At 46.9% G+C, this 20633-nt stretch carries 16 protein-coding genes and 1 pseudogene; 12 read left to right on the forward strand and 5 right to left on the reverse strand.

Features of this window, described 5'->3' with window-relative positions:
* Positions 1–409: 409 nt before the first annotated feature.
* The 8 genes and pseudogenes from NX722_RS24960 (at position 410) to NX722_RS24995 (ending at position 8279) form a co-directional block, all read left to right on the forward strand.
* Positions 410–889: pseudogene (locus NX722_RS24960) on the forward strand (DUF29 domain-containing protein).
* A 267-nt stretch (positions 890–1156) separates the two neighbouring features.
* Positions 1157–1726 (forward strand): hypothetical protein, encoded by a 570-nt coding sequence (locus tag NX722_RS24965; protein WP_262565558.1) that lies wholly within the window; start codon positions 1157–1159, stop codon positions 1724–1726.
* A 59-nt stretch (positions 1727–1785) separates the two neighbouring features.
* The gene (locus NX722_RS24970) at positions 1786–2385 is read left to right on the forward strand and encodes a hypothetical protein (protein WP_262565559.1); all 600 of its coding nucleotides are present in this window, start codon (positions 1786–1788) and stop codon (positions 2383–2385) included.
* Between the two features lie 86 nt (positions 2386–2471).
* Positions 2472–3566, forward strand: coding sequence for a hypothetical protein (locus NX722_RS24975; RefSeq protein WP_262565560.1), 1095 nt, complete (start codon positions 2472–2474; stop codon positions 3564–3566).
* 47 nt (positions 3567–3613) lie between these two features.
* Positions 3614–6106, forward strand: a complete 2493-nt coding sequence (locus NX722_RS24980) for a CS1-pili formation C-terminal domain-containing protein (protein ID WP_262565561.1) — start codon at positions 3614–3616, stop codon at positions 6104–6106.
* 30 nt (positions 6107–6136) lie between these two features.
* Entirely contained in the window at positions 6137–6868 is a 732-nt protein-coding gene (locus NX722_RS24985; RefSeq protein WP_262565562.1) for a fimbrial biogenesis chaperone, read from the forward strand.
* A gap of 39 nt (positions 6869–6907) precedes the next feature.
* A complete protein-coding gene (locus tag NX722_RS24990; protein WP_262565563.1) occupies positions 6908–7186 on the forward strand; it encodes a hypothetical protein in 279 nt (92 codons plus the stop codon).
* An 85-nt stretch (positions 7187–7271) separates the two neighbouring features.
* Entirely contained in the window at positions 7272–8279 is a 1008-nt protein-coding gene (locus NX722_RS24995) for a hypothetical protein (RefSeq protein WP_262565564.1), read from the forward strand.
* A gap of 55 nt (positions 8280–8334) precedes the next feature.
* On the opposite strand, the gene NX722_RS25000 is transcribed toward NX722_RS24995, so the two are convergent.
* From NX722_RS25000 to glnA, 5 genes are all read right to left on the reverse strand, one after another.
* Complete coding sequence (locus tag NX722_RS25000) at positions 8335–8583, reverse strand: hypothetical protein (RefSeq protein WP_262565565.1); 249 nt, start codon at positions 8581–8583, stop codon at positions 8335–8337.
* A 222-nt stretch (positions 8584–8805) separates the two neighbouring features.
* On the reverse strand, positions 8806–10296 hold the full coding sequence (gene glnG, locus NX722_RS25005; protein WP_262565566.1) for a nitrogen regulation protein NR(I): 1491 nt from the start codon (positions 10294–10296) through the stop codon (positions 8806–8808).
* An 11-nt stretch (positions 10297–10307) separates the two neighbouring features.
* On the reverse strand, positions 10308–11351 hold the full coding sequence (gene glnL, locus NX722_RS25010; protein ID WP_407648080.1) for a nitrogen regulation protein NR(II): 1044 nt from the start codon (positions 11349–11351) through the stop codon (positions 10308–10310).
* A gap of 217 nt (positions 11352–11568) precedes the next feature.
* Positions 11569–12099, reverse strand: a complete 531-nt coding sequence (locus tag NX722_RS25015; RefSeq protein ID WP_262565568.1) for a DUF4124 domain-containing protein — start codon at positions 12097–12099, stop codon at positions 11569–11571.
* A 166-nt stretch (positions 12100–12265) separates the two neighbouring features.
* On the reverse strand, positions 12266–13669 hold the full coding sequence (glnA, locus tag NX722_RS25020; protein ID WP_262565569.1) for a glutamate--ammonia ligase: 1404 nt from the start codon (positions 13667–13669) through the stop codon (positions 12266–12268).
* A gap of 666 nt (positions 13670–14335) precedes the next feature.
* Here glnA and thiI point away from each other — a divergent pair.
* The 4 genes from thiI (at position 14336) to NX722_RS25040 (ending at position 20604) form a co-directional block, all read left to right on the forward strand.
* The gene (thiI, locus tag NX722_RS25025; protein ID WP_262565570.1) at positions 14336–15796 is read left to right on the forward strand and encodes a tRNA uracil 4-sulfurtransferase ThiI; all 1461 of its coding nucleotides are present in this window, start codon (positions 14336–14338) and stop codon (positions 15794–15796) included.
* Between the two features lie 129 nt (positions 15797–15925).
* Positions 15926–16435: a dihydrofolate reductase gene (locus NX722_RS25030; protein WP_262565571.1), complete on the forward strand. Its 510-nt coding sequence runs from the start codon at positions 15926–15928 to the stop codon at positions 16433–16435.
* Positions 16436–16666: 231 nt separating this feature from the next.
* Positions 16667–19012: a hypothetical protein gene (locus tag NX722_RS25035; RefSeq protein WP_262565572.1), complete on the forward strand. Its 2346-nt coding sequence runs from the start codon at positions 16667–16669 to the stop codon at positions 19010–19012.
* Positions 19009–20604 (forward strand): acetate and sugar kinases/Hsc70/actin family protein, encoded by a 1596-nt coding sequence (locus NX722_RS25040; RefSeq protein WP_262565573.1) that lies wholly within the window; start codon positions 19009–19011, stop codon positions 20602–20604. The genes NX722_RS25035 and NX722_RS25040 overlap by 4 nt, the downstream gene beginning before the upstream one ends.
* Positions 20605–20633 lie beyond the last annotated feature (29 nt).

The raw sequence follows: 20633 nt of genomic DNA on the forward strand, positions 1-20633 counted from the left end.
CTTCGCATCTCCGGACTAAAAACGTTGCATTGAATCGTCGAAGTGTTGGCAGCTGCAAAGCCAGAAATAAGAATAAGCGTTAAAGCGAGTGTGATAATGTTGCAGGAACGACCAACGCGGCACTGCTTCTCGTCGCTACGGCACTGGTCGTAAGGTGATAAATCCATTTCTCTAAAGCCTCATAAAATCGTGTACTGGAGCTTTGGCTTCACAACTACAGCATTCCTTTCATGAAGCTACATAACTAAGGGTAGATTAGCAAAAAAATCGCTTTCCGCTTTCCGCTTTCCGCTTTCCGCTGTTGCCTGGTGGTTGTATGAACAACTAATAGCCAGAAGCTAAAAGCTCATTATTTTTGACCCTTTCAGTTTACTGTCTAAATTAGTTAGCGAATAGTGGGAGGCAGAGTATGAAAAATCTCTATAAAACTGATTATTACCAGTGGCTGCAACAGCAAAAAGACTACCTGTCGAATCGGCAGTTTGACAAACTCGACATTGAAAATCTGATCGGTGAAATTGGCGATATAGGTTGGGAGCTGGATACTCTTGAAACACGTCTGACAACTTTGCTCCTGCATCTGCTGAAATACCATTACCAGACCCAGGTCATTAACCCTGTCCTACCGGAGCCGTATAATTGTCGCGACTGGAAAAATACCATTAGCCGAACAAGGCTTGCTCTTATCAAGTTGATTAAATGACGCCCGCATCTTAAAGGTCATGAAAATGATATTCTTCCTGAATCGTACAAGGATGCCAAACACCTTGCTATCGAGGCTATGAACTATTACGTTCAGCCCCATCAGCAGTTAAATAATGAAAGTTTTCCCGACGTTTGCCCGTGGAGCTTCGAGACTATTATGCAGGAAGGCTGGTTGCCAGCCTGATGCCTTATCACTGCCCTCCACAATCCCGCCTTGCTGCCTCATAACCAAATCCGCAAGTAAAACGACAAGTGTTTAATAGAAAATGTTCACTTGTGTTGATCTCGGATAGTTTTTGTGCAATATTTCTCGCTCCTGAACGTAATAAATAGAGCAATAAAATTATTTCATGCGGACTGTTGATCTGGATCAACTAACCATGCAGAATTAAGTTGTAAGTGAATCCTGCTGTAGTCGTATAATTTAAAATTGACCTGAAGGTCGAAAAAAATGATTTACAGTTATTTGATAGCAATAATAATCGCACTACAGTCAACCGTTTCAATGGCTGTGTGCATACCCAGCGACGGCGACGGCGATGGCGATGGTGATCTCGCTGACGAATCCTGTGCGGTATCAGACATAACCCTGTCTGTCCCGGAATTGGCAAGAGTCAACCAGTTGCAGGAATTCTCTCTGGGTGAGTTTGATTATGAAACAGTTCCTCAGTCCATCAACGATTTCTGCATCTGGTATAACACAGAAGAATTCTCATTAACGGTGAACAGTGCCAACAGCGCTGGCGACAGCACCTTTGGTTTGCTGGGAACCAGCTCGGCCGTGAGAATTCCCTATGAAGTAATTTGGTACAACCAGACTGGTGGTGGCGGTACAGAACTTAACCTGACGGCTCAGGAAAATATTCCACAACAGCAGTTGAGGTTGCTAACCCAGGCGGTGAACTCAGATTGTGAAGAGAATAATACTTCGATAAACGTCAGGGTTCCGCTACAGAACCTTGAGAACCAACCGGAAGACAGTTATTCCGATACGTTGACGGTGACGGTTTCCGTGCAGTGAGTGGGCAAGTTAAAGATTAAAAAAACAGCACGAAGTGCAAACTGGAAGGGAGAGTTAAAATGATTAATAAAAGTACAGTAGCCTTTTTAAGTGGGCTGGTGATTTCTACTGGTGCTTTTGCCATTGGTGATGATAGTAATGATGGGAACAGTGGAGGCTTAGGCTTGAGCTCGCGTGGTGACCTAAATGTCACAATGAATGTCGCCAAGTTTGGTGATGGAGTATCGGGCGGTAAGGTTATGATAAAGCACCTGGATAATATTGGTTTAGGTACTTTTGGTATCAGTGATAATTTGGAGGGAAGTTCTAATTTTTGCATTTATGCAACCGGCTATTCAAGCACTGACACATATGAAGACATAAGCGTAAAAATTGGTGGTGGAGTGGCGGGTACTGATGCGTTTGAACTCACTGGACCTAATGGTGCTGTTGTAAATTACACAGTGACCTATGAGGATGGAGGTAATACAGCAAAAGATACTGCTGCTGCTGGAGGTAATAATACATTTGCTGGACTGACGAGTGTCGGTTTAGATGCAAACCAAAATTGTACCGCTGAAAATGCAACTATTTCGGTTGCTGTAAGTGATGTTGATGCTTCACAAGCTCCAGCTGGTTCATACACAGGAACTTTGGCGTTAATTATTGCGGCAGAGTAATTTGTTAACAAGTAGATTGGGAGTTGCTACGCTCTTCCCAACCTACAACGTAAAAACAAGCATCAGCAACACTCCGGGTTTCTGGCATGAAGTCAAACAACCAGTACAATAAAAAACCAAAACACCTTAAACAGGCGACCGCTAATTTATGGTCTGCTTGTTTAAGGCGTTGTTTTTTTATGCTGCTGCTAATATTCCCTTTGTTTTTAACTGAAGAAGCACAAGCCGGATTCTGTTGGGCTATGGGAGGCGCTGCAACCTGCACACTTCAGGATAACAGTGGTTCTATAAACTACGATGACCCCCATACATTGCAGCCTGTTGTCGTTGACAAAGATCAGACGTTTACCTCTAACATTCCATTTCAGTTTCGTTCTGGCTGCACCGCCAAAGATGGCTGTAGCGGTGGGCTGAACTGGGAAGTGCATTTTGTAAATTTTAAATATAATGGTTCAAATGTTGATAAAGGACTGTTCAATGACAGAACTCATTATGACCTTAAAGGCTTTTTTAACATTAATGGCTTTGGTTATGATGACAAAGACCTAAATCCTTGGCCTATGGACGATAAGTTTAATGGTAACGGTGAGGACAATCTTTGGGCTGGTCAGATGTCAGGTTTTTCCCATATATCGTTAATCCTCAAGTACAAATTATTGAAAGACCTTCAGCCGGGTGATCATCACTTCACAGTGGTCATCGAAGGCAGGGAAGTACAAGAGTCTGGTGTTACAAGAACCCTTAATTACAATTTCTTTATCAAAGTTCCCGAAAACAAACAGGTTCGTATATCCGGATTACGGAATGTCCAGCTTGGCACTTTTCCTGAGCACTCTAGCTACGATTCACAAAATTTCTGCATTCATTCCTCCGGTGAGGGAAACTTCAAGATTCGTGCAGAGGGTGGCGATAAGCGAGATAATAATTTCCAGTTAAACAGTGCTTCCAACACTATTTCATACTCTCCATTGTTTGGGGTTGGCAATTCACTTCCTGAAGGTAGCTTACTAAGAATGAATGACGAAACTTCAGGTCAGTTCAAAGGGCATAAGGATGATTTTTGTGGTGGTGGAACCAATATGACACTGGCTATCAAGCTTAATACTACGTTTGAGGAACTCAGCATAAAACCGGCAGGTAATTATACCGACACGTTAACATTGCATGTTGAGGCAGACTAAGTTTTAAAACATCCTGCAGAATGGATGCACAGTACAGCAGGCAAAAAATGATTAAAAAAAATACAAAAACACTGTGCTTTATTGCTGCATGGTTATTCGCTTTAAAAGTGAGTGCAAAAGAACCCCTGATTATTTCCCAAACCTCTGTCCCTGCCGGTTTTGAAGATCTGCTCGCCCCTCAGCAAAGCATGATCGACGTCTACTTTGGCGGTCGCTTTGTCACCACTATGTCTGCCACCTTCACCACCAGTACCGTCGAGTTCGAAGACCCGGAAAAACTGGTCAGGCAACTCCCGGCGGTGCTTGATGCTTTTCCTGTGATTCAGGCGCTGGAAGGCGAGCTGGATAGCCATACGGAAGCCGTCTGCTATGGTCGCTCTACCCAAGGTTGCGGCATCATTGAGCCGGAAGTCGCCGGAGTTATTTTTAATGCCGATAACTTCAGGGCCGATCTGTTTATTCACCCCAGCCTGCTCACCGTTCAGGCGCTGGACAAAAATCGCTTTCTACCGGGTTCTGAAGCGGGGCCTGCGGTTATCCAGAACTTGTCTGCCAATATTTCCGGCACTCTAAACGATGGTAACTCCGAGGACAATTACACCGTCTTTGGGAGTAGCTTTTTGTCGTTTGAAGAAAACAGCGTTCAGGCCAACTGGGATTTTTCAAGAGATCAGAAGGCCAGCGTCAACACACTACTTTTTGAGCGAGACTACCAGGGTCACTTATGGCAGGCGGGTTTAGTCAATACCACGGGCTTTGGTCTGAATTTCAGTGCCAGTCGTCGTCTATGGGGAGCAAGGGTTGCCAGCTCTTTCAATACCCGCACGGATCGTTCTTTTACCCAGGGAACACCACTGGAAATCTACATGCCGGTGCGTGGACGCTATGAAATTATTTATGAAGAACGGCTGATCAGTAGTGGCTTTCTGGAAGCGGGTAATCAGGAACTGGACACCACTAACTTTCCCAGCGGCGCTTATGACCTGACCATAAAGATACTGGATGAGGCAAATAATCTGGTACGCACTGAAACCCGTTTCTTTGCTAAACAGACCCGTCTGGCACCTATTGGTGAGAACGAGTATTTCCTCGAAGGCGGGCGGGTTTCTCTGTCTTCTGCTGATAAGATTCTTCCGGAAGTACAAGACGATGTTCTGGTAAGAGGCGGTGTTAACATGCGCCTTGGAGATACCTTATCCGGCTCTTTTGCGTTGGCAGCCACTGAAGGGCAGAGTCTGGCAGAGGCTTCTTTCTTCAAGATCGGTCGCCGTTACGAGCTGGCTCCCTCTTTTATGTTGTCTGATGAAGGTGACTACGGTGGCAAGCTGGATGCACGCTACCGTTACGGCCAGTTTAATATCAGTGGCAGCTATTTTCAGTTGTGGCGCAGTGATGAAGTCCGACCCACAACGGAATTTGATTTGCTGGGCAATGAGTTCCGCCAGAGCAGTGTGTCCATGAACTATCCGCTTCTGGATGGGAATGCCAGCTACCGTTACAGTGAGAGTGAAAGCGCATCGACGGATGGCACCACCAATAACCATCAAACCCGTCAGAGTGTTGGCTACAGCCGAAGCATTTACCGTGACGGGCTGTATTCCGTGTCCATGCGTTTTGATACCTCCTGGACCGATGAAGGGCAGATCAGCGGGCTGATCTCTTTTGACCTGAGTCGTTCAGAGAGTCAATGGACGTTCCGGGCAAACCCCCAGGCTCGTTATGACAAAGATACTGAAGGCAAGAGCGACCGGACCGAGCAGATGCAGGTATCGGCCACTTATAATAACAGGGACTCCGTTGCCGGAAACTTCCGTAGTACGATCAGGGCAGAAAAAAGGTCGTCGGGTCAAACCACGGCAGGACTGACTAGCCGTCTGGCATCCACCTGGGGAACCGCGAACCTCAACGTTAACCATGTTGACAACGATTCCAACAGAACCACAGGTTATTCCGCAAACCTGAGTACCAGCTTTATGGCTAACAGCAATGTGTTTGCCTTTGGTGGCGAGTCCCAGTCCCGCTCTGCCGTGGTGGTAACGGTTGATGGTGCATCACTGGGGGATCAGTTTGATGTCTATATAGACAACCAACGTCGTGGTTATGCGCTGGGTGGCAAGCCTTCGATCATTCACCTTAGTCCGTTCAGAACCTATAAAGTCAGCATCAGGCCAACAGGTAGCAGTATTTTCTCTTTTGACGAAAAAGAGTACGAGGTGACTCTGTATCCCGGCAATGTCATGGATCTGGATTACAGCGTTGACAGTGTCCGGGTGTTATACGGCAGAGTAAAAACAAACGACGGCGACTGGCTGGCTAATGCCAGTGTACAGGGTGGTGTAGGTCTGGCTGTCAGTGATGAGTATGGCATGTTCCAGGCTGAAATTACGGACGACAGTAAACAGCTTATTTTTGTAAAAGGCGGCAGGCAGTGTCTGGTTGATCTGGATGTTGGAGACAAGAAAGATGACTTTATTAATCTCGGACAAGTTGTCTGTCACTATGCAGACGTTCATAATCAGGCAAAAGCAGACGGTATTTAAAACTTAATAACTCACTGTCAGGATGATGTCGTGGAAGTAAGAAAAAAAACAGGGCTGGTGGTTGCCTTACTGGTTACTTTGAAAGCCACTTTACTGGCCTCACCCTTTGCCAGTGCCAATATGCTGCTGGATCGGATGATTGTCTACTTTGAGCCGGGCAAGCAGCCGCGCCAGGATATTCGCGTCACCAATGTCAGCGATGACAACCTGTTTCTGCAAACCGAGATTTACAAGGTGGTTAACCCCGGAGCAGAAAATGAGGAGCGCATCCGGATTACTAATCCTGATGAGATGAAGTTGCTGGCAACGCCGCAAAAGTCTATTGTTGCGCCGGGAGGGCGTCGAACCGTTCGCCTTGTGAGCCTGGAAACCCCAAAGGAGACGGAAGACGTTTATCGGATTACGTTCCGACCCGTAACCGGTGATGTAGAAGCCAACCAGAATGCGATTCAACTGTTAATTGCCTATCAGGCACTGATTTTTATCCGCCCCGAAAAGCCTGTCTATGAACTGGTTGCAAAGCGTGAAGGCGATAAAGTGACCTTTACCAATAAAGGCAACAGCAATGTCATTCTTCGTAATGGTGAACAATGCGCATCCGCAGAGGGTGAAGACGACTGTGTTGAAATCACTTCAGGCGGTCGTATTTATGCGGGGCAGAGTTTAACGCTGGACTTGCCAGGTAAAGGTAAGCTGGTTCGTTTCGGGATGTTTGACGGAACCCGTGAACAGCGCCGGGAATTTACTTTCCCTTTGAAGTAATAGGCCTATACTCAGCACTCATAAAAAAAGGTACGCAGTATGCTGAATGAAAACTTGTATGAAATTCTTGTTGATCTTGGGGCGGACAAGGACAAGGCGAAAGAGGCTGCAAAGGAAGACAAAGAGCTGTCAGAGATAAGAAGATTGATCTTCGAGCTGACCCGGCAGTCGGGCGATATAAATTCTCGTCTGGTCGTGGTCGAGTCTGATACTTCAACCATTAAAAACGATGTCAGATCACTGAGATTTCGATTCGACACAATGGATGCCAAACTGGATTACCTGACCAGTCTGGTAAAAGAACTGGTTGCGACCTAAGGAAAAAGTAGAATCAGGGAAGATCATAGTTAGGGAAAAAGAAAGCTCAGACTTTGGTTATCAAAGTCAGCAGTAAGGCTTTGAAATGAAGTATTTCCATATTAAATTGCTGTTTAATTGTTTATCTGCCAACAAGGGAGCACGGCTGTGGCTCACTTTTTTACGTCTGTCGATTTATTGCCTGACCATTTTTTCTCAAGTTGCTTATTCTGATGAAGTGTTCTGTTTTACTGATTTAGGTGGCGGTACATGTGACTCCAATGAATGGGTTAAAACGGGTTCCCTGAATAAGGTCGTCATCGGTAATAGCAGTGACTACGTCTCCATAGATTTCAGATTTCGTGCTTTTGATGATGATGAGAGTGAAGAGTGGGAACTAGAGCATCGCTCGTTAAGGTCTAATAACTGGCCCTGGTACAGTCGTATAAATGAATCCGATTACACCCTTGAAATGACTTCTCCAAAGAATCAGGCAGGATGGCCTGCTGGGGAAAGTGGAAAAATATCTGGCGGTAATGATGATGGAGATTCTGAGAAATACTACAGTGTCAAGCTAAATCTGGCTTTTAAGGATCACTTTTTAAATGGACTGCAACCCGGTGATCATACTTTTTTGTTGCCTGTACTTGGCCGCATCAAAGGTAATCTTATTTACACGCGCTTTTTTATTTGGATAACCATTGAATTAAAAAACAGAGTTAAGATCAGTGGGCTAGAGAACGTTGCTTTCGGTACATTCTTGGCGGATGACTTTAGCAGGAGTCATAGCCAAACATTTTGTGCTCATGTACAGGGCGGTGGAAACTTTAAGTTAATGCCCACCACTGATAACGGAGCGTTTAAGCTGAAAGGCAATAATACGGGCGATTCAATCGATTACAGTGTTTACCTTGCCAATGTGGGAGACTTTCCGAAGCAAATAAGTTATGGCGAGATTCGGCGGGGGTTGCGTGGTGACGCATCTGAGAACTGCACGACAGGGGGTGGCGAGAACATGCAGTTAAAAATAGAGTTGCCAGAGATCAGCATTCTCAGTGTTAAGCCTGCTGATATTTATATGGATACGCTGACATTGACTATTGAAGCTGACTGATTGCCTGCTGGTTTAGAGGAACCCCTGAAGCGTGTCAGGAGTTCCGCCTTTATCGTTACTTCTGACCGGTCTTCTCAGAAGACTTTTCAGAAGTCGTTTGCCGGGCAGTTGATCGTTGTGCTTTATCCGGTCTGGGTGGAATCACCAGCGTGATTCTGGCAGAAGCACTGGAGCTTTTGCCAATAGGACCCGCGAGGATCATGGGCTTTTTATTGCTGGTGTCTGCCTGAACAGGCATTACGAATGTAAACAGGATGGAAAGCGCCGCGCCAGACATCCATTTCACTTGGCGTTTAACGTTCATTAGGGTACTCCTTAATCAACAACTTTTCTGATTTATCCCTGAAAATTGAATTATAGATATTATCTGCTGAAGGCTTTTCAGGTATTTATTGATATTGTCTTTAAAAACAACGAGATACGAAAATGATAAGCTTTTCTTGTTACAGCGATATTGATGAGAGGGCAAATGTCAGGATGAGTGGAAAGAGCCGTGTCAGATGCCTGGCTCTTTCCGGTTGTGGAGTTATTCAGTCAGTGATTTGTCAGTCACGTTCTTGTCGGAAATACCCAGTTCTTTGATCTTCCGGGTCAGGGTATTACGTCCCCAGCCCAGCAATTCAGATGCATCTCGCTTACGCCCACTGGTGTGCTGTAATGCTGATTCAATAAGAATGCGCTCAAAGGCAGGCACCGCAGTCTCCAGAATATTGGTGTGACCAATCGCCAGCTCTTTTTCAGCCCACTGTTTCAACCGTTGTTCCCAGCTATCGGCTTTCACTGCCCGTGGCTGTTGATCCTGGTTTAGCAGCTCTTTATTCAGGAGCTTTTTATTTAAGAGCTCTGGAGGAAGGTCTGAGATCAAGACTTCTCTGCCAGAAGCCATCACGGTCAGCCAGCGGCAGGTATTTTCCAGTTGACGGACATTGCCAGGCCAGGGCAGTAAGGCGATATAGCTTTCAGTTTCAGGCGTTAGTATCTTGGTTTCAACATTCAGCTCTTGCGCAGCCTGGTCGAGGAAATGGCGTGCCAGAACAGGAATATCTTCAGATCGTTCGCATAGTTTGGGCAGATGCACACGAATAACGTTTAAACGATGGAATAAGTCTTCCCGAAACTTACCCTGGCTAACCAGTGTTTCCAGATCTTGATGAGTGGCGGCAATGATTCTTACATCGGCCTTTACAGGTATGTGACCACCCACTCTGTAAAATTCACCATCGGCCAGAACCCTGAGCAGGCGGGTCTGGGTATCGGCAGGCATATCGCCGATTTCATCCAGAAACAGGGTGCCATTCCCAGCCTGCTCAAAGCGCCCTTTGCGCATGGCTCCGGCACCGGTAAAGGCGCCTTTCTCATGGCCAAAGAGTTCGGATTCAATCAGGTCGTTTGGAATCGCAGCCATGTTCAGGGCAATAAATGGCTTTGCAGCTCTGGGGCTGTGTCGGTGTAATGCGCGGGCAACCAGCTCTTTGCCGGTTCCGGATTCGCCATTAATCAATACCGTAATATTGGAGTGAGACAGCCTTCCGATGGCACGAAATACTTCCTGCATGGCGGGTGCTTCACCAATGATCTCTGTGGAGTTATCCACAGGCTCAATCGTACTGACTTCCTGTGCCTGCTGGCGGCTATTTTTCAGCTGAAGGCTATGTTCCAGCGCCCGTCGGGTCAGGGAGATGGCGTCATCAATATCAAAGGGCTTGGGCATATAGTCAAAAGCACCGCTCTGATAGGAAGCCACTGCACTGTCGAGATCAGAATGAGCGGTCATGATGATCACAGGTAACTCAGGGTAGGAGTCCTGTACCTGCTTCAGAAAATCCAGACCATTGATACCCGGCATCCGGACATCGCTGATAATGGCTTCTGGTTTGCCGTTGTCCAGAGCTTCTATCGCTTTATCTGCACAATCAAAGGACTCGACACTCAGCCCTTCTCCCTGCAGGGACTTTTCCAGCACCCAGCGAATAGAACGGTCGTCATCAATAATCCAGACTTGCGAATCGGTAGTCATTAGCACGCCTCTCAGAGAGCAATCGGTATATAAACATTGAAACAGGTTCGGCCTGGCTTGCTTTCACACTCAATCAGTCCTTTATGCTGGCTGATGATTGACTGTGCCATGGGCAGGCCCAGCCCGGTGCCTTCCGCGCGGCCACTGATCATGGGGTAGAAGATGGTTTCGATCATATCTTCGGGAATGCCGGGGCCGTTGTCGATAATGCTGATATTGCACACCAGGCGGCAGCGCTCGTTGGCAATGGTGAACTGTCGGATAACCCGGGTCTGGATCGTGATCTGTCCATCGCTTAATGGCATATGCTGTTCAATCGCCTGCATGGCATTACGAACCAGGTTCAGAACGGCCTGAATCAGCCGCTCCCGGTCTGCTGGTATCTCTGGAATACTGGGGTCGTAATCCCGGACGAATTGAATGGCACCACCCGTTTCCGCCTCTGTCAGTTGCATCACCCTTTCAATCACTTCATGCACATTCAGTGCTTTCAGACAGGGTGGTTTGACAGGCCCCAGCATCTGGTCCACCAGGTCACGAAGTCGATCGACTTCTTCGATAATGATGGTTGTAAACTCCTTTTGACCATTATCGTTTAACTGGCGTTCCAGCAGTTGTGCTGCGCCCCGAATCCCGCCAAGGGGGTTCTTTACTTCGTGAGCCATACCCCGGGCAAGGCTTTTGGCGGTTTCCTGCTTGGCAACCAGAGAGGCTTCCCGGGTAATGCGCTGCAACCGGTCCCTTGGGTGTATTTCCAGCAGAATACTGAAGTCTGAATAATCTACCGGGGTTACGGTGTAATCAACAGTGACCGTTTCGCTGTTGATACGAATGCAGGCTTTACGGCGGGTGAACGGTTGTTGCTGGGACTGTGCCCGCTTCAGGTCATCTTCCAGACCGGGTTGGGTTAACAGTGTCTCCACAGGCTGGCTATAGCTGCGCCGTTCACTGATATCCAGCAGGTTTTCAGCAGCATGATTGAGATAGCTGACTCTTAATTCCCGATCAAGGGCAATCACCGCAGTATTGAGATTGTCCAGTACAAATTGTTCGATCATCTGAACATCCCTGATGTTGTTATTGTTCGACACATTGTGATGTATTCCCTGATAACTGTTCAGTCATCATTGAACTCAGCAATAATTGAACCAGTTTGCCCGGAGCGCACTATGTAATGGTACAAATGCAGGGTAACGCTTGCTGAACCGTAGATTATAAAGAGATATAAACTGAATGCACTAATTTGGTGCATTTAATGGTCAAAGCTCTGTGTCAGGGAGCAGGAGGTCTGTAGATAGTGCGCTGCACGTGTACCGTGCTTTCAGTGGTCTGAATCACTTTCCCTGAATGATTAACCACCTCCGCCCTGATCAGGTGGGTTCCCCGGTTCATATTTTCGACCTGATGGCTGAGCGTTCTTTGTGGACCAGCAACAGCCTGACCATCAATAAAAAAGCGTACTCTGTGTCCTCTGTTCAGATTGGGCTGAAGACTGACTTTTATCGTGAAGCTGCCATTGTTCCGAACCGTTGAATCATTAGCCGGATTGCTGATTGAAAAAACGTTGTAGCCTGGTTTGCCATGCCTTGTTGGCTCAGCAGCGGAGTGGCTGGAGGGTATGTTGGGTGGGGAAGGCAGGCTGGTGGTGGGTTTTAGCGTAACGGGTTCACTGGGTTGGTTAGTGGAAGGCTTGTCGGTGAAGACAGCATTGCCATGTTTATCGATGGACTTATAAATCTGTGTACTGGCATTGAAGGACGCAGTTATCAACATTAAGAAAAGTGGCAAAGTTTTTATTGTCATTGAAGCCTACCCATGGATAACGGTATACGAATAGATTACTGCTCTGAAAGGTCATTGAATAGTCGGAAAAGAAAATGGCTAATCGGGTAAATACCACAATTAGCCATTTCAGGGTTTGAAAAGCATTTTGATAAGGCAGAGTGTTCTGCCTTATCGATACGAGCAATCAAACAGAGTAGTACAGGTCAAACTCTGCAGGGTGAGTCGTCTGGCTGATGGCCAGGCACTCTTCCTTCTTCAGCTCAATATAAGCGTCGATCATGTCGTCGGTGAATACGCCGCCAGCGGTCAAAAATTCACGGTCAGAGTCCAGAGCAGCCAGGGCTTCTTCAAAGCTTTCAGCAACGACCGGAATTTCCTTGGCTTCTTCAGCTGGCAGGTCGTACAGGTCCTTATCAGCGGCATCACCAGGGTGGATCTTATTCTTGATGCCGTCCAGGCCAGCCATCAGCAGTGCTGCGAAGCACAGGTATGGGTTAGCAGTCGGGTCAGGGAAGCGAACTTCTACACGACGGGCTTTCGGGCTGTTCACGTAAGGGATACGGATAGACGCAGAACGGTTACGGGCAGAGTAAGCCAGCATGACCGGCGCTTCAAAGCCGGGAATCAGACGCTTGTAGGAGTTGGTGGACGCGTTGGCAAAAGCGTTGATCGCTTTAGCGTGCTTGATGACACCACCAATGTAGTACAGGGCGGTTTCGCTCAGACCCGCATAGCCATCACCAGCAAACTGGTTGTCACCGTCCTTGCTCAGGGACATGTGAACGTGCATGCCACTGCCGTTGTCGCCGACCAGAGGCTTCGGCATAAAGGTAGCGGTTTTGCCGTAAGCGTGAGCAACGTTATGTACCGCATACTTCAGGATCTGAACCTCGTCAGCCTTCTTAACCATGGTGTTGAACTTAACACCGATTTCACACTGACCGGCAGTACCTACTTCGTGGTGGTGTACCTCAACTTCCAGGCCCTGGTCTTCCATCGCCTGACACATCTTGGCACGCAGGTCGTGCAGGGAGTCTACCGGAGGAACCGGGAAGTAACCGCCTTTAACCTTTGGGCGATGGCCGGTGTTACCGTCAGCAAAGGTAGCGTTGCTGGACCAGTGAGCTTCTTCAGAGTTGATTTCGTAGGATGCGCCGGAAATATCAACTTTCCACTTAACGTCATCAAAAACGAAGAACTCTGGTTCCGGACCGAAGAATGCAGTGTCCGCGATGCCGGTGGACTTCAGGTACTCTTCTGCGCGCTTGGCAACGGAGCGAGGGTCACGCTCATAGCCCTGCATGGTGGCAGGTTCAATGATATCGCAACGGATGTTCAGGGTAGTTTCGTCGGTGAACGGGTCGATTACAGAGCTGCTGTCGTCTGGCATCAGGATCATGTCGGATTCGTTGATGCCTTTCCAACCTGCGATAGAGGAACCGTCGAACATTTTACCCAGTTCGAAGAAATCGCCATCTATTTCACTGATTGGCATGGAAACGTGCTGTTCCTTACCCTTGGTGTCGGTGAAGCGCAGGTCAACCCACTTAACGTCATGATCCTTGATCAGGTTCAGGGTCTTGGACATTTATTATTTCCTCCAGAGGACTTAGCTCAAAACTGAGAGCATCGCTTTTGGCTCTGATCTTCAACGTCAACCTTCAACGTCAATCTTTAACGTGAGCTGGGTTGAGTCGATTGAATGATCTTCCGCCGGGCTCAATGGTTGGTCACAGGTGTGACTGATCTGCATTTGGAATAGCAAGCAGCGTGCCAGCTTTTCAAAATACTGTTTCATGCCCTCTTGTGCAGCTGTTTAAAGGATTTTGTATTTGAATCCTGAAATATTGCACTAAAAGTAAACATGGTAGACCATTTCTATGCACTAAATTGATGCAAAACAGGTTTGCCGAATCCTCTTAGCGCATAACTCTTGGTGCATAACTCTTGGTGCATAACTCTTAGTGCATAAATAGCTGCATAAAAAGCCTGTACTGCCTGATTTTGCTGCTCCCAAAAACAGGCGGCATTCAGTGTATCGTGAAATTGCGCGGACTACTAACGCCTGTTGGTATTTACATGCCCTGGTGCAGGTGTCAGGGGCGGTTATCCGTCGGGCTTGAGGGATATGTCACAACGGTGTGTTTCTGTATAATTCCGCCACTTTTCCTCAATATTTTGCTGTCAGGTTTCAGTAAGCTTTACTTCTCATCGTTTTTAGTGTGCCTGCGGCATGATCACGGTAGCCCGAACCATGAAGTTCATTATCAAGCTGTTTCCGGAAATTACGATTAAAAGTACTCCGGTTCGCAAACGCTTTATTAAAGTGCTGCGAAAGAATATTCGTACCATTCTCAAGCGTTCCGATGAGGGTGTAGATGTTCGTGGTACCTGGGACTTTATCGAAGTCACGACCTCTTCTGATGATCCTGTTTTACAGGCGGAAGTCGGGGATCAGCTGAGTCATATCCCCGGTATCGCCTACTGGATGCAGGTGACAGAATACCCCCTGACAACCATTGACGACATTCTTGAAAAAGCACTGCCTGCTTTTCGTGAGCGTCTGGCAGGCAAAACCTTCCGTGTTACCTGCGCCAGACAGGGAACCCATGATTTTCAGTCTATTGATGTAGAAAAACAGGTGGGCGGTGGTCTGAATGTCCACACTGAAGCGGCAGGCGTTAAGCTCAAGAACCCTGATGTTACGGTAAAAATTGAAATTAAACGCGACCGTTATTTTCTGGAGACAGCCCGTGGTGAAGGCCTTGGTGGCTACCCACTGGGTTCTATGGAGCCTGTTTTATCCCTGATTTCCGGTGGTTTCGACTCAACGGTTTCCAGCTTCCTGACTATGAAGCGGGGTATTCGTACGCACTTCTGCTTCTTTAACCTCGGTGGCCATGCCCATGAGCTGGCGGTTAAAGAAGTGGCTTATTATCTGTGGAGCCGTTTTGGTTCATCCCATAACGTTCGGTTTGTCACTGTCCCGTTTGAAGGGGTTGTTGAGGAAATCCTGAAGAATGTGGATAACTCCCAGATGGGGGTGATTCTCAAGCGTATGATGCTGCGGGCGGCTACTTCGGTGGCTAAAGAAATGCACGTGGAAGCTCTGGTGACCGGTGAGGCAGTGGCTCAGGTATCCAGCCAGACGCTGACCAATCTGGCGGTGATTGATGCTGCGACGGATCATCTGGTGTTGCGTCCGCTGGTGGCGATGGATAAGCAGGATATTATTGATATCTCTGCTCGAATTGGCACTGAGGAGTTTGTTAAAAATATTCCTGAGTACTGTGCGGTTATCTCTAAAAATCCAACGACGAAAGCCAAACCTGAGAAAATTGCAGCGGAAGAAGAACGCTTTGACTTTGCTCAGCTGGATAAAGCCGTTGCAGAGCATCGCATTGTTTCGGTCAGCGACATTATTGCTGATGACTTAACCCGTGAAGAAGTGGAAGTGGTTGATCATGTGGATCAGGGCGAGATCATTATTGATATTCGCCATCCGGATGAAGAAGAGATCAAGCCGTTCTCCATGTCAGGTCGTGAAGTGATACATGTACCTTTCTACCAGTTGCGCACAAAATTTGCTGAACTGGATCGGGAAAAGCACTACCTGTTGTACTGTGAAAAAGGCGTTATGAGCCAGCTGCACGCCATGCACCTTCGTGAAGAAGGTCATGATAATGTGTGTGTGTTTAATCCGGATAAAAAGTAGCTTTTATCGCAGTCCGCAGTCCGCAGTCCGCAGTCCGCAGTCCGCAGTCTGATACCCTTGAATCACTCAGGTTTCAGCAACACAATGGCAGTTAATTGATCTGAGTTTTAGAACAAGGTTGTGCAAGTAATGAAAATAGCGATGATTGCTGCGGTTGCGGAAAATAACGCAATTGGCATTAACAACAAAATGCCCTGGTATCTGCCTGGTGACCTGCGTTATTTCAAAGCAGTGACCATGGGTAAGCCGATTATCATGGGGCGTAAGACTTTTGACTCCCTGCGCAAGCCCCTGCCCGGGCGCACCAATATCGTCATCACCCGGGATGCTGACTGGCACCATGAGGGGGTAAAAGTGGTTCACAGTCTCGATGAGGCGCTGGCACTGGCAGAAGACATTGCCCTGATCAATGGCAATGACGAGGTGATGGTCATTGGTGGTGCGCAGATCTATCAGCAGGCTCTGGGTAAAGCTGACCGGCTTTATCTGACAAAGGTTTACCAGAGCTTTGAAGGCGATGCTTTCTTTCCGGACATTAACGAAAGCGACTGGCTTGAAACCGCCAGACAGGATATGCAGTCTGAAGATGAAGAACCCCTGACCTTCAGCTATCTGGTGCTGGATCGTAAAACGCAATAAAAAGAATGATCTGCCTGAGTGCATACTGTTTCTGTCGCTTTTGCTGTGAAAGGGACAGTATTCACTCGTGCTGACTGCAAATCTGACCTGAATCCCCCGTCATCTATATTTTAAAAGTCGCTGCATAGAAATTTTTTAATTTCTATTTGTGATTTAAAAGAACGATTGAATACCGAAAATAGTAAAAACAAGAGTTCTTATCGAATTTAAATATCTCAGGGATTCAGAGGTATGCACAGACTCAGGGCTGATAACCTTTCAGGAGCCAAACCAAATCCGGAACTGCCCCCGCTGTCAAACCCGAATAGCAGGGAGCTTGTGGTTTCTGAATATCAGACCTGGAGGGGACATCTGGTCTCCGCCTTTTCTTCCTTTTCTCATGGGGTTAAGCGTTTTCTTTTCGGAAAGCCTTCTGCAGAGCGAGTGTTAAGTCTTTATGACTCATTTTGTATGGAGGCACGAAGTCGCATTCCCGATGCGTTCCACCGCAGTATCAAGGATTATGAAATAGCCTGCGTCATGCACCTCCATGGCATTGGGGAGGTTAAGAGCAAGACTATTGATGATCAGCAGTTTGCGGTGCTTGCAGAGGGCTCGAAACTTGTCCGTAAAAATCTACTGGATTCAATAAAGGCGGATGTCGAGCTTTCGACCACTGAACTGGCTTATCGCTTTCTTTCTGAAGACCGGAGGCTGCCAACCGGGTTTCTGGAAAGAGCGTTACTTCCTCATTTTGTCGATACGGTGGTTCAATATTACACCGATGACCGGGATGCGGCTGAAGACCTGGTGGCTGAAATCGCACTTTCTCAGGGTTTGCGAGAAGATCGGGATATTACTTTCGAACGTATTCTGGAAGTCAAAAACCGCATCCGCTGGCATTTCAGTGGTCAGCCTGATCCGGAAAGAGCGCGAATGGATTATCCGGATAAACCAGCGGAGCTACTGGTCTTTGACCGCTCAAACCCAGCTTCCACTGCACCGGCTCTTGAGCAACCGGGTGAGAGCCGTTATGAGCTGGATCGGGAAGATAAAAAGTACATTCGAACGGTGGTGGATAATGGTAAAGGCTTGAAAATCCCCCGGCATGATTTGCTGAACCGACTGAAGCGCAAGACATTAAGAAATAAGAAAGAAATGCTTATTGGAGCCTTAGGGACTCTGTTCAGTACTTTTTTTCTTGGTGTTGGTACGGGTGGTATGGCAGCAGTGCTGAACCTTGTGTATTACTTTGGCTATTACGCTCTCTGGAGTGGTATCACCCATGCAGTGAGGATGGTAAAGGCTTTAAAAGCCATCCAGAGAATGCAGATGTCCGGAGACTTTCGTCTGAATGGCACTGAGTTTAATGTGATCAGTGAACTGGATGAAAAAAAACTGAGGGTGTTCCTGCGCAGTCTGCGTTATGTCTGCAGCCATGAAACGCTGGCACGTATTTATAATGCTTATGCTGAACTGGAGAAAGATGCAGAAGTACGACTGGCTATGACGCCTGACGCCCGTTCTCTGGATGATTTAATAAAACTGGAAGAAGGGCGTGCCCGCTATTTGCATCGGCGTGGAAATCTCAGAAAGGCTTTCAGGCTTTACGATATTCTTTATACGACCATCACAGCTGACCTTGGCAGAATGGATCAGGAATGGGAAAAGAGTGTTGGTGACTTATGGAACGCCAAGTTTGAAAAAATGAACCCTGCCCGTCGAGAGGCTCTTTTTAACCGGGCGGCCAATGATTCCAGGGTAACGGAAAGCAGGTTTCATGTGGTGACGAATAAGTCGGGCTGGCTAAAAAGTATCTTTCCGAAGCTTTCAAAAAATAGAGGGTTACGCTCTGCCAAACGGCAGCAGGCACTTGAAGACTATGAGCGGATTGTTAATCAGGAAATACCGGAACTGACTCATAATGAGGCTGACAGGAATATGTTAAGCCGGCATGCCGAAACGGCAGTTCATGTTGCCAAGGATGGAATTGGCCTCTACATGATGAAGCTGGTGAGAGATACGGTGAACTCAACACTGGCTCACGGACTGAAACTGGGTTGGTCCAGTATTCAGGGAGCTCCCAGGCTGGAAGTCTTACCTTTAGTACCCAAACCCTCACTTCAGGGACTGTCGATGTTTGGCTTTTTCTTCACAGTCGACTTTTTGCTGGAGCGGGTAAACTCAAGGATCAATAAAGAGCGGTTTCAGGCCATCCAAAGAGGCAGTAAAAAGAAGACAGGGTTTGGCCCATGGCGCAGATATCGAACCGGACGCGAAGAAGTCAATACCATGCGCAGGCTCTCGAAAGACCAGCTTCCTGATTTTGTCGAAAAAACGCTGAAGTTGCACAAGTATCACAAAGAGCTGATGGATGAGCTGGCATTTCAAAAAGAGTTGGGTAATAAAAGCTCATCCGCTAAACCTTATGAGTACATGGATGAATATGAAGCCGCTATCATGATTCTGAAACGGAAAAAATATGAGTTCTGGGTCAGGGAAATGATGGCTGGCGCTGTTGGTGAGCTGCATCGAAGTATTCAAACCAAAACACAGTATCTTGATTCCAGAATGGCAGATATTATCGCTGGCGAATGATTTTTTCTGCGCTATTCTTTGCTTTCCTGAAAATTTTAAACATACTAAAATTTGAAATCATAATGATGCCTTCATTGATTTTTCTTCGAACCTTATTTAGTGGAATAACTGAAAGTAAGCCATATTTAGCTATTTTTTCCGAGCAGCCAGCCCGATTATGCTTTTCCTTTCTTGTAACCGCATTTTTTGGCCCTTCATTATTTGCCGATTCAGAACAGGAATACCTTGAAACTCGAAAACTGGTTCTTGTTGATGATGGCAGTTCATCGTCAAGACTCATGTCTTTCTGTTTTGGCAGACACTCGGTTAATGAAGAGTTTCGTCTAATCAGGCAGTCACCTATGAAAGAAGGCAGCCCTCTACGTCTTGATCACGGTGGAATTGATGATGATTCAGCACAAATCATTGCGAATCTTCTGAAAGATGAAAACTTCTGTAAATCAGCTAATAAGGCGACAGAGCGCCCGGCTTTCTTTCTTGGAGCCACCGCAGGTAAGCGGAGTGACAGTATAAATACAGAGAAACTGTTCCTGAAGATCCGGGATAAACTGGCAAAATTTGGCGTTACTGATAAAAAATATGATATTGAGTTGAAGTTGCTTGAAGGCTGGAAAGAAGGTGCGATGAACTGGCTTGCTGTCAATCATTTTTATGGTCGCTTTGGTACTAACGAGAAACCGTTTGGCATTGTGGAGCTGGGCGGGAAATCTACTCAAATGGCATTCAGTCTTGCAGGGGCTTCGATTACTGCAATTAAGCCAGGGCTCAGTAACAATATGGCTGAATCTATTGCCGTCCCTGGTGACGATTACAATTACGTTGACATTGATCGTGAAGACGATGAAAAACCCGAAGTGACGGTTTTTTCCGAATCAAAAATGGGTTTTGGTCTTAACCATGCCTACCAGGTCTACAGTGACAGGTTTACAGCGGATAACCCTTGTGAAGCAACTGAGAAGGATACAGAGGCGAATGCAGGCGAATGTCAGAAAGCCATGGATAGCCTGTTTCAGCCAGATAACATCAAGACTAACGACAAGGTGCCTTTAAATTTCAGACAGAAAAACGAGCAGTTGCATCAGTACATGCCGGAGACCTTTTATCTGAGTGGTTATTTTTATGACTATACCGTACATCTTGGGCTTCACTCCCAACTGACAATTGATGACCTGGACAAAGCCGCAATCTATTCTTGCAAGAACTTTTCGGGAGAGTATCTGGGAAAGGCACAGCGTAAAGAAGTTGAGCCAGATATTCTAAAATTGTTTTCTAACAATGAATTGGCTACAAAGGAGAGTGCCCGTGTTGTCACCTCCCCGGATAGTTTTAAGTACAGTGGTTCTATTCAGAGAGTCAATTACAGCCGTCTCTGTGGAACTTTGACTTATATGGTTTCGCTATTGAAAAATCTGGGAATTAAGTCTCATCATAAGCTAATTATGGTTAAATCATTCGTCTTCGAAGGCAAACCGTATCCGGCTACCTGGTCTCCCGGTTACGCTTATGCTTGGTCTAATGACTACGCTTCCAGCCTGATACAAACAGACTCAGCAAGAAACGATAAAACGAATACGCCATCTCATAATCCATAATCCATAAGCCGCAGCCGCGACCAGATGAA

Source organism: Endozoicomonas gorgoniicola (genome assembly GCF_025562715.2).
Lineage (GTDB): Bacteria > Pseudomonadota > Gammaproteobacteria > Pseudomonadales > Endozoicomonadaceae > Endozoicomonas_A > Endozoicomonas_A gorgoniicola.

What these genes read in the sequence shown, in the direction of transcription:
- NX722_RS24965 (WP_262565558.1), top strand. Translation starts at nt 1,157, where the DNA reads ATGATTTACAGTTATTTGATAGCAATAATAATCGCACTACAGTCAACC.
- NX722_RS24970 (WP_262565559.1), top strand. Translation starts at nt 1,786, where the DNA reads ATGATTAATAAAAGTACAGTAGCCTTTTTAAGTGGGCTGGTGATTTCT.
- NX722_RS24975 (WP_262565560.1), top strand. Translation starts at nt 2,472, where the DNA reads ATGAAGTCAAACAACCAGTACAATAAAAAACCAAAACACCTTAAACAG.
- NX722_RS24980 (WP_262565561.1), top strand. Translation starts at nt 3,614, where the DNA reads ATGATTAAAAAAAATACAAAAACACTGTGCTTTATTGCTGCATGGTTA.
- NX722_RS24990 (WP_262565563.1), top strand. Translation starts at nt 6,908, where the DNA reads ATGCTGAATGAAAACTTGTATGAAATTCTTGTTGATCTTGGGGCGGAC.
- NX722_RS24995 (WP_262565564.1), top strand. Translation starts at nt 7,272, where the DNA reads ATGAAGTATTTCCATATTAAATTGCTGTTTAATTGTTTATCTGCCAAC.
- NX722_RS25000 (WP_262565565.1), bottom strand. Translation starts at nt 8,583, where the DNA reads ATGAACGTTAAACGCCAAGTGAAATGGATGTCTGGCGCGGCGCTTTCC.
- glnG (WP_262565566.1), bottom strand. Translation starts at nt 10,296, where the DNA reads ATGACTACCGATTCGCAAGTCTGGATTATTGATGACGACCGTTCTATT.
- NX722_RS25015 (WP_262565568.1), bottom strand. Translation starts at nt 12,099, where the DNA reads ATGACAATAAAAACTTTGCCACTTTTCTTAATGTTGATAACTGCGTCC.
- glnA (WP_262565569.1), bottom strand. Translation starts at nt 13,669, where the DNA reads ATGTCCAAGACCCTGAACCTGATCAAGGATCATGACGTTAAGTGGGTT.
- thiI (WP_262565570.1), top strand. Translation starts at nt 14,336, where the DNA reads ATGAAGTTCATTATCAAGCTGTTTCCGGAAATTACGATTAAAAGTACT.
- NX722_RS25030 (WP_262565571.1), top strand. Translation starts at nt 15,926, where the DNA reads ATGAAAATAGCGATGATTGCTGCGGTTGCGGAAAATAACGCAATTGGC.
- NX722_RS25035 (WP_262565572.1), top strand. Translation starts at nt 16,667, where the DNA reads ATGCACAGACTCAGGGCTGATAACCTTTCAGGAGCCAAACCAAATCCG.
- NX722_RS25040 (WP_262565573.1), top strand. Translation starts at nt 19,009, where the DNA reads ATGATTTTTTCTGCGCTATTCTTTGCTTTCCTGAAAATTTTAAACATA.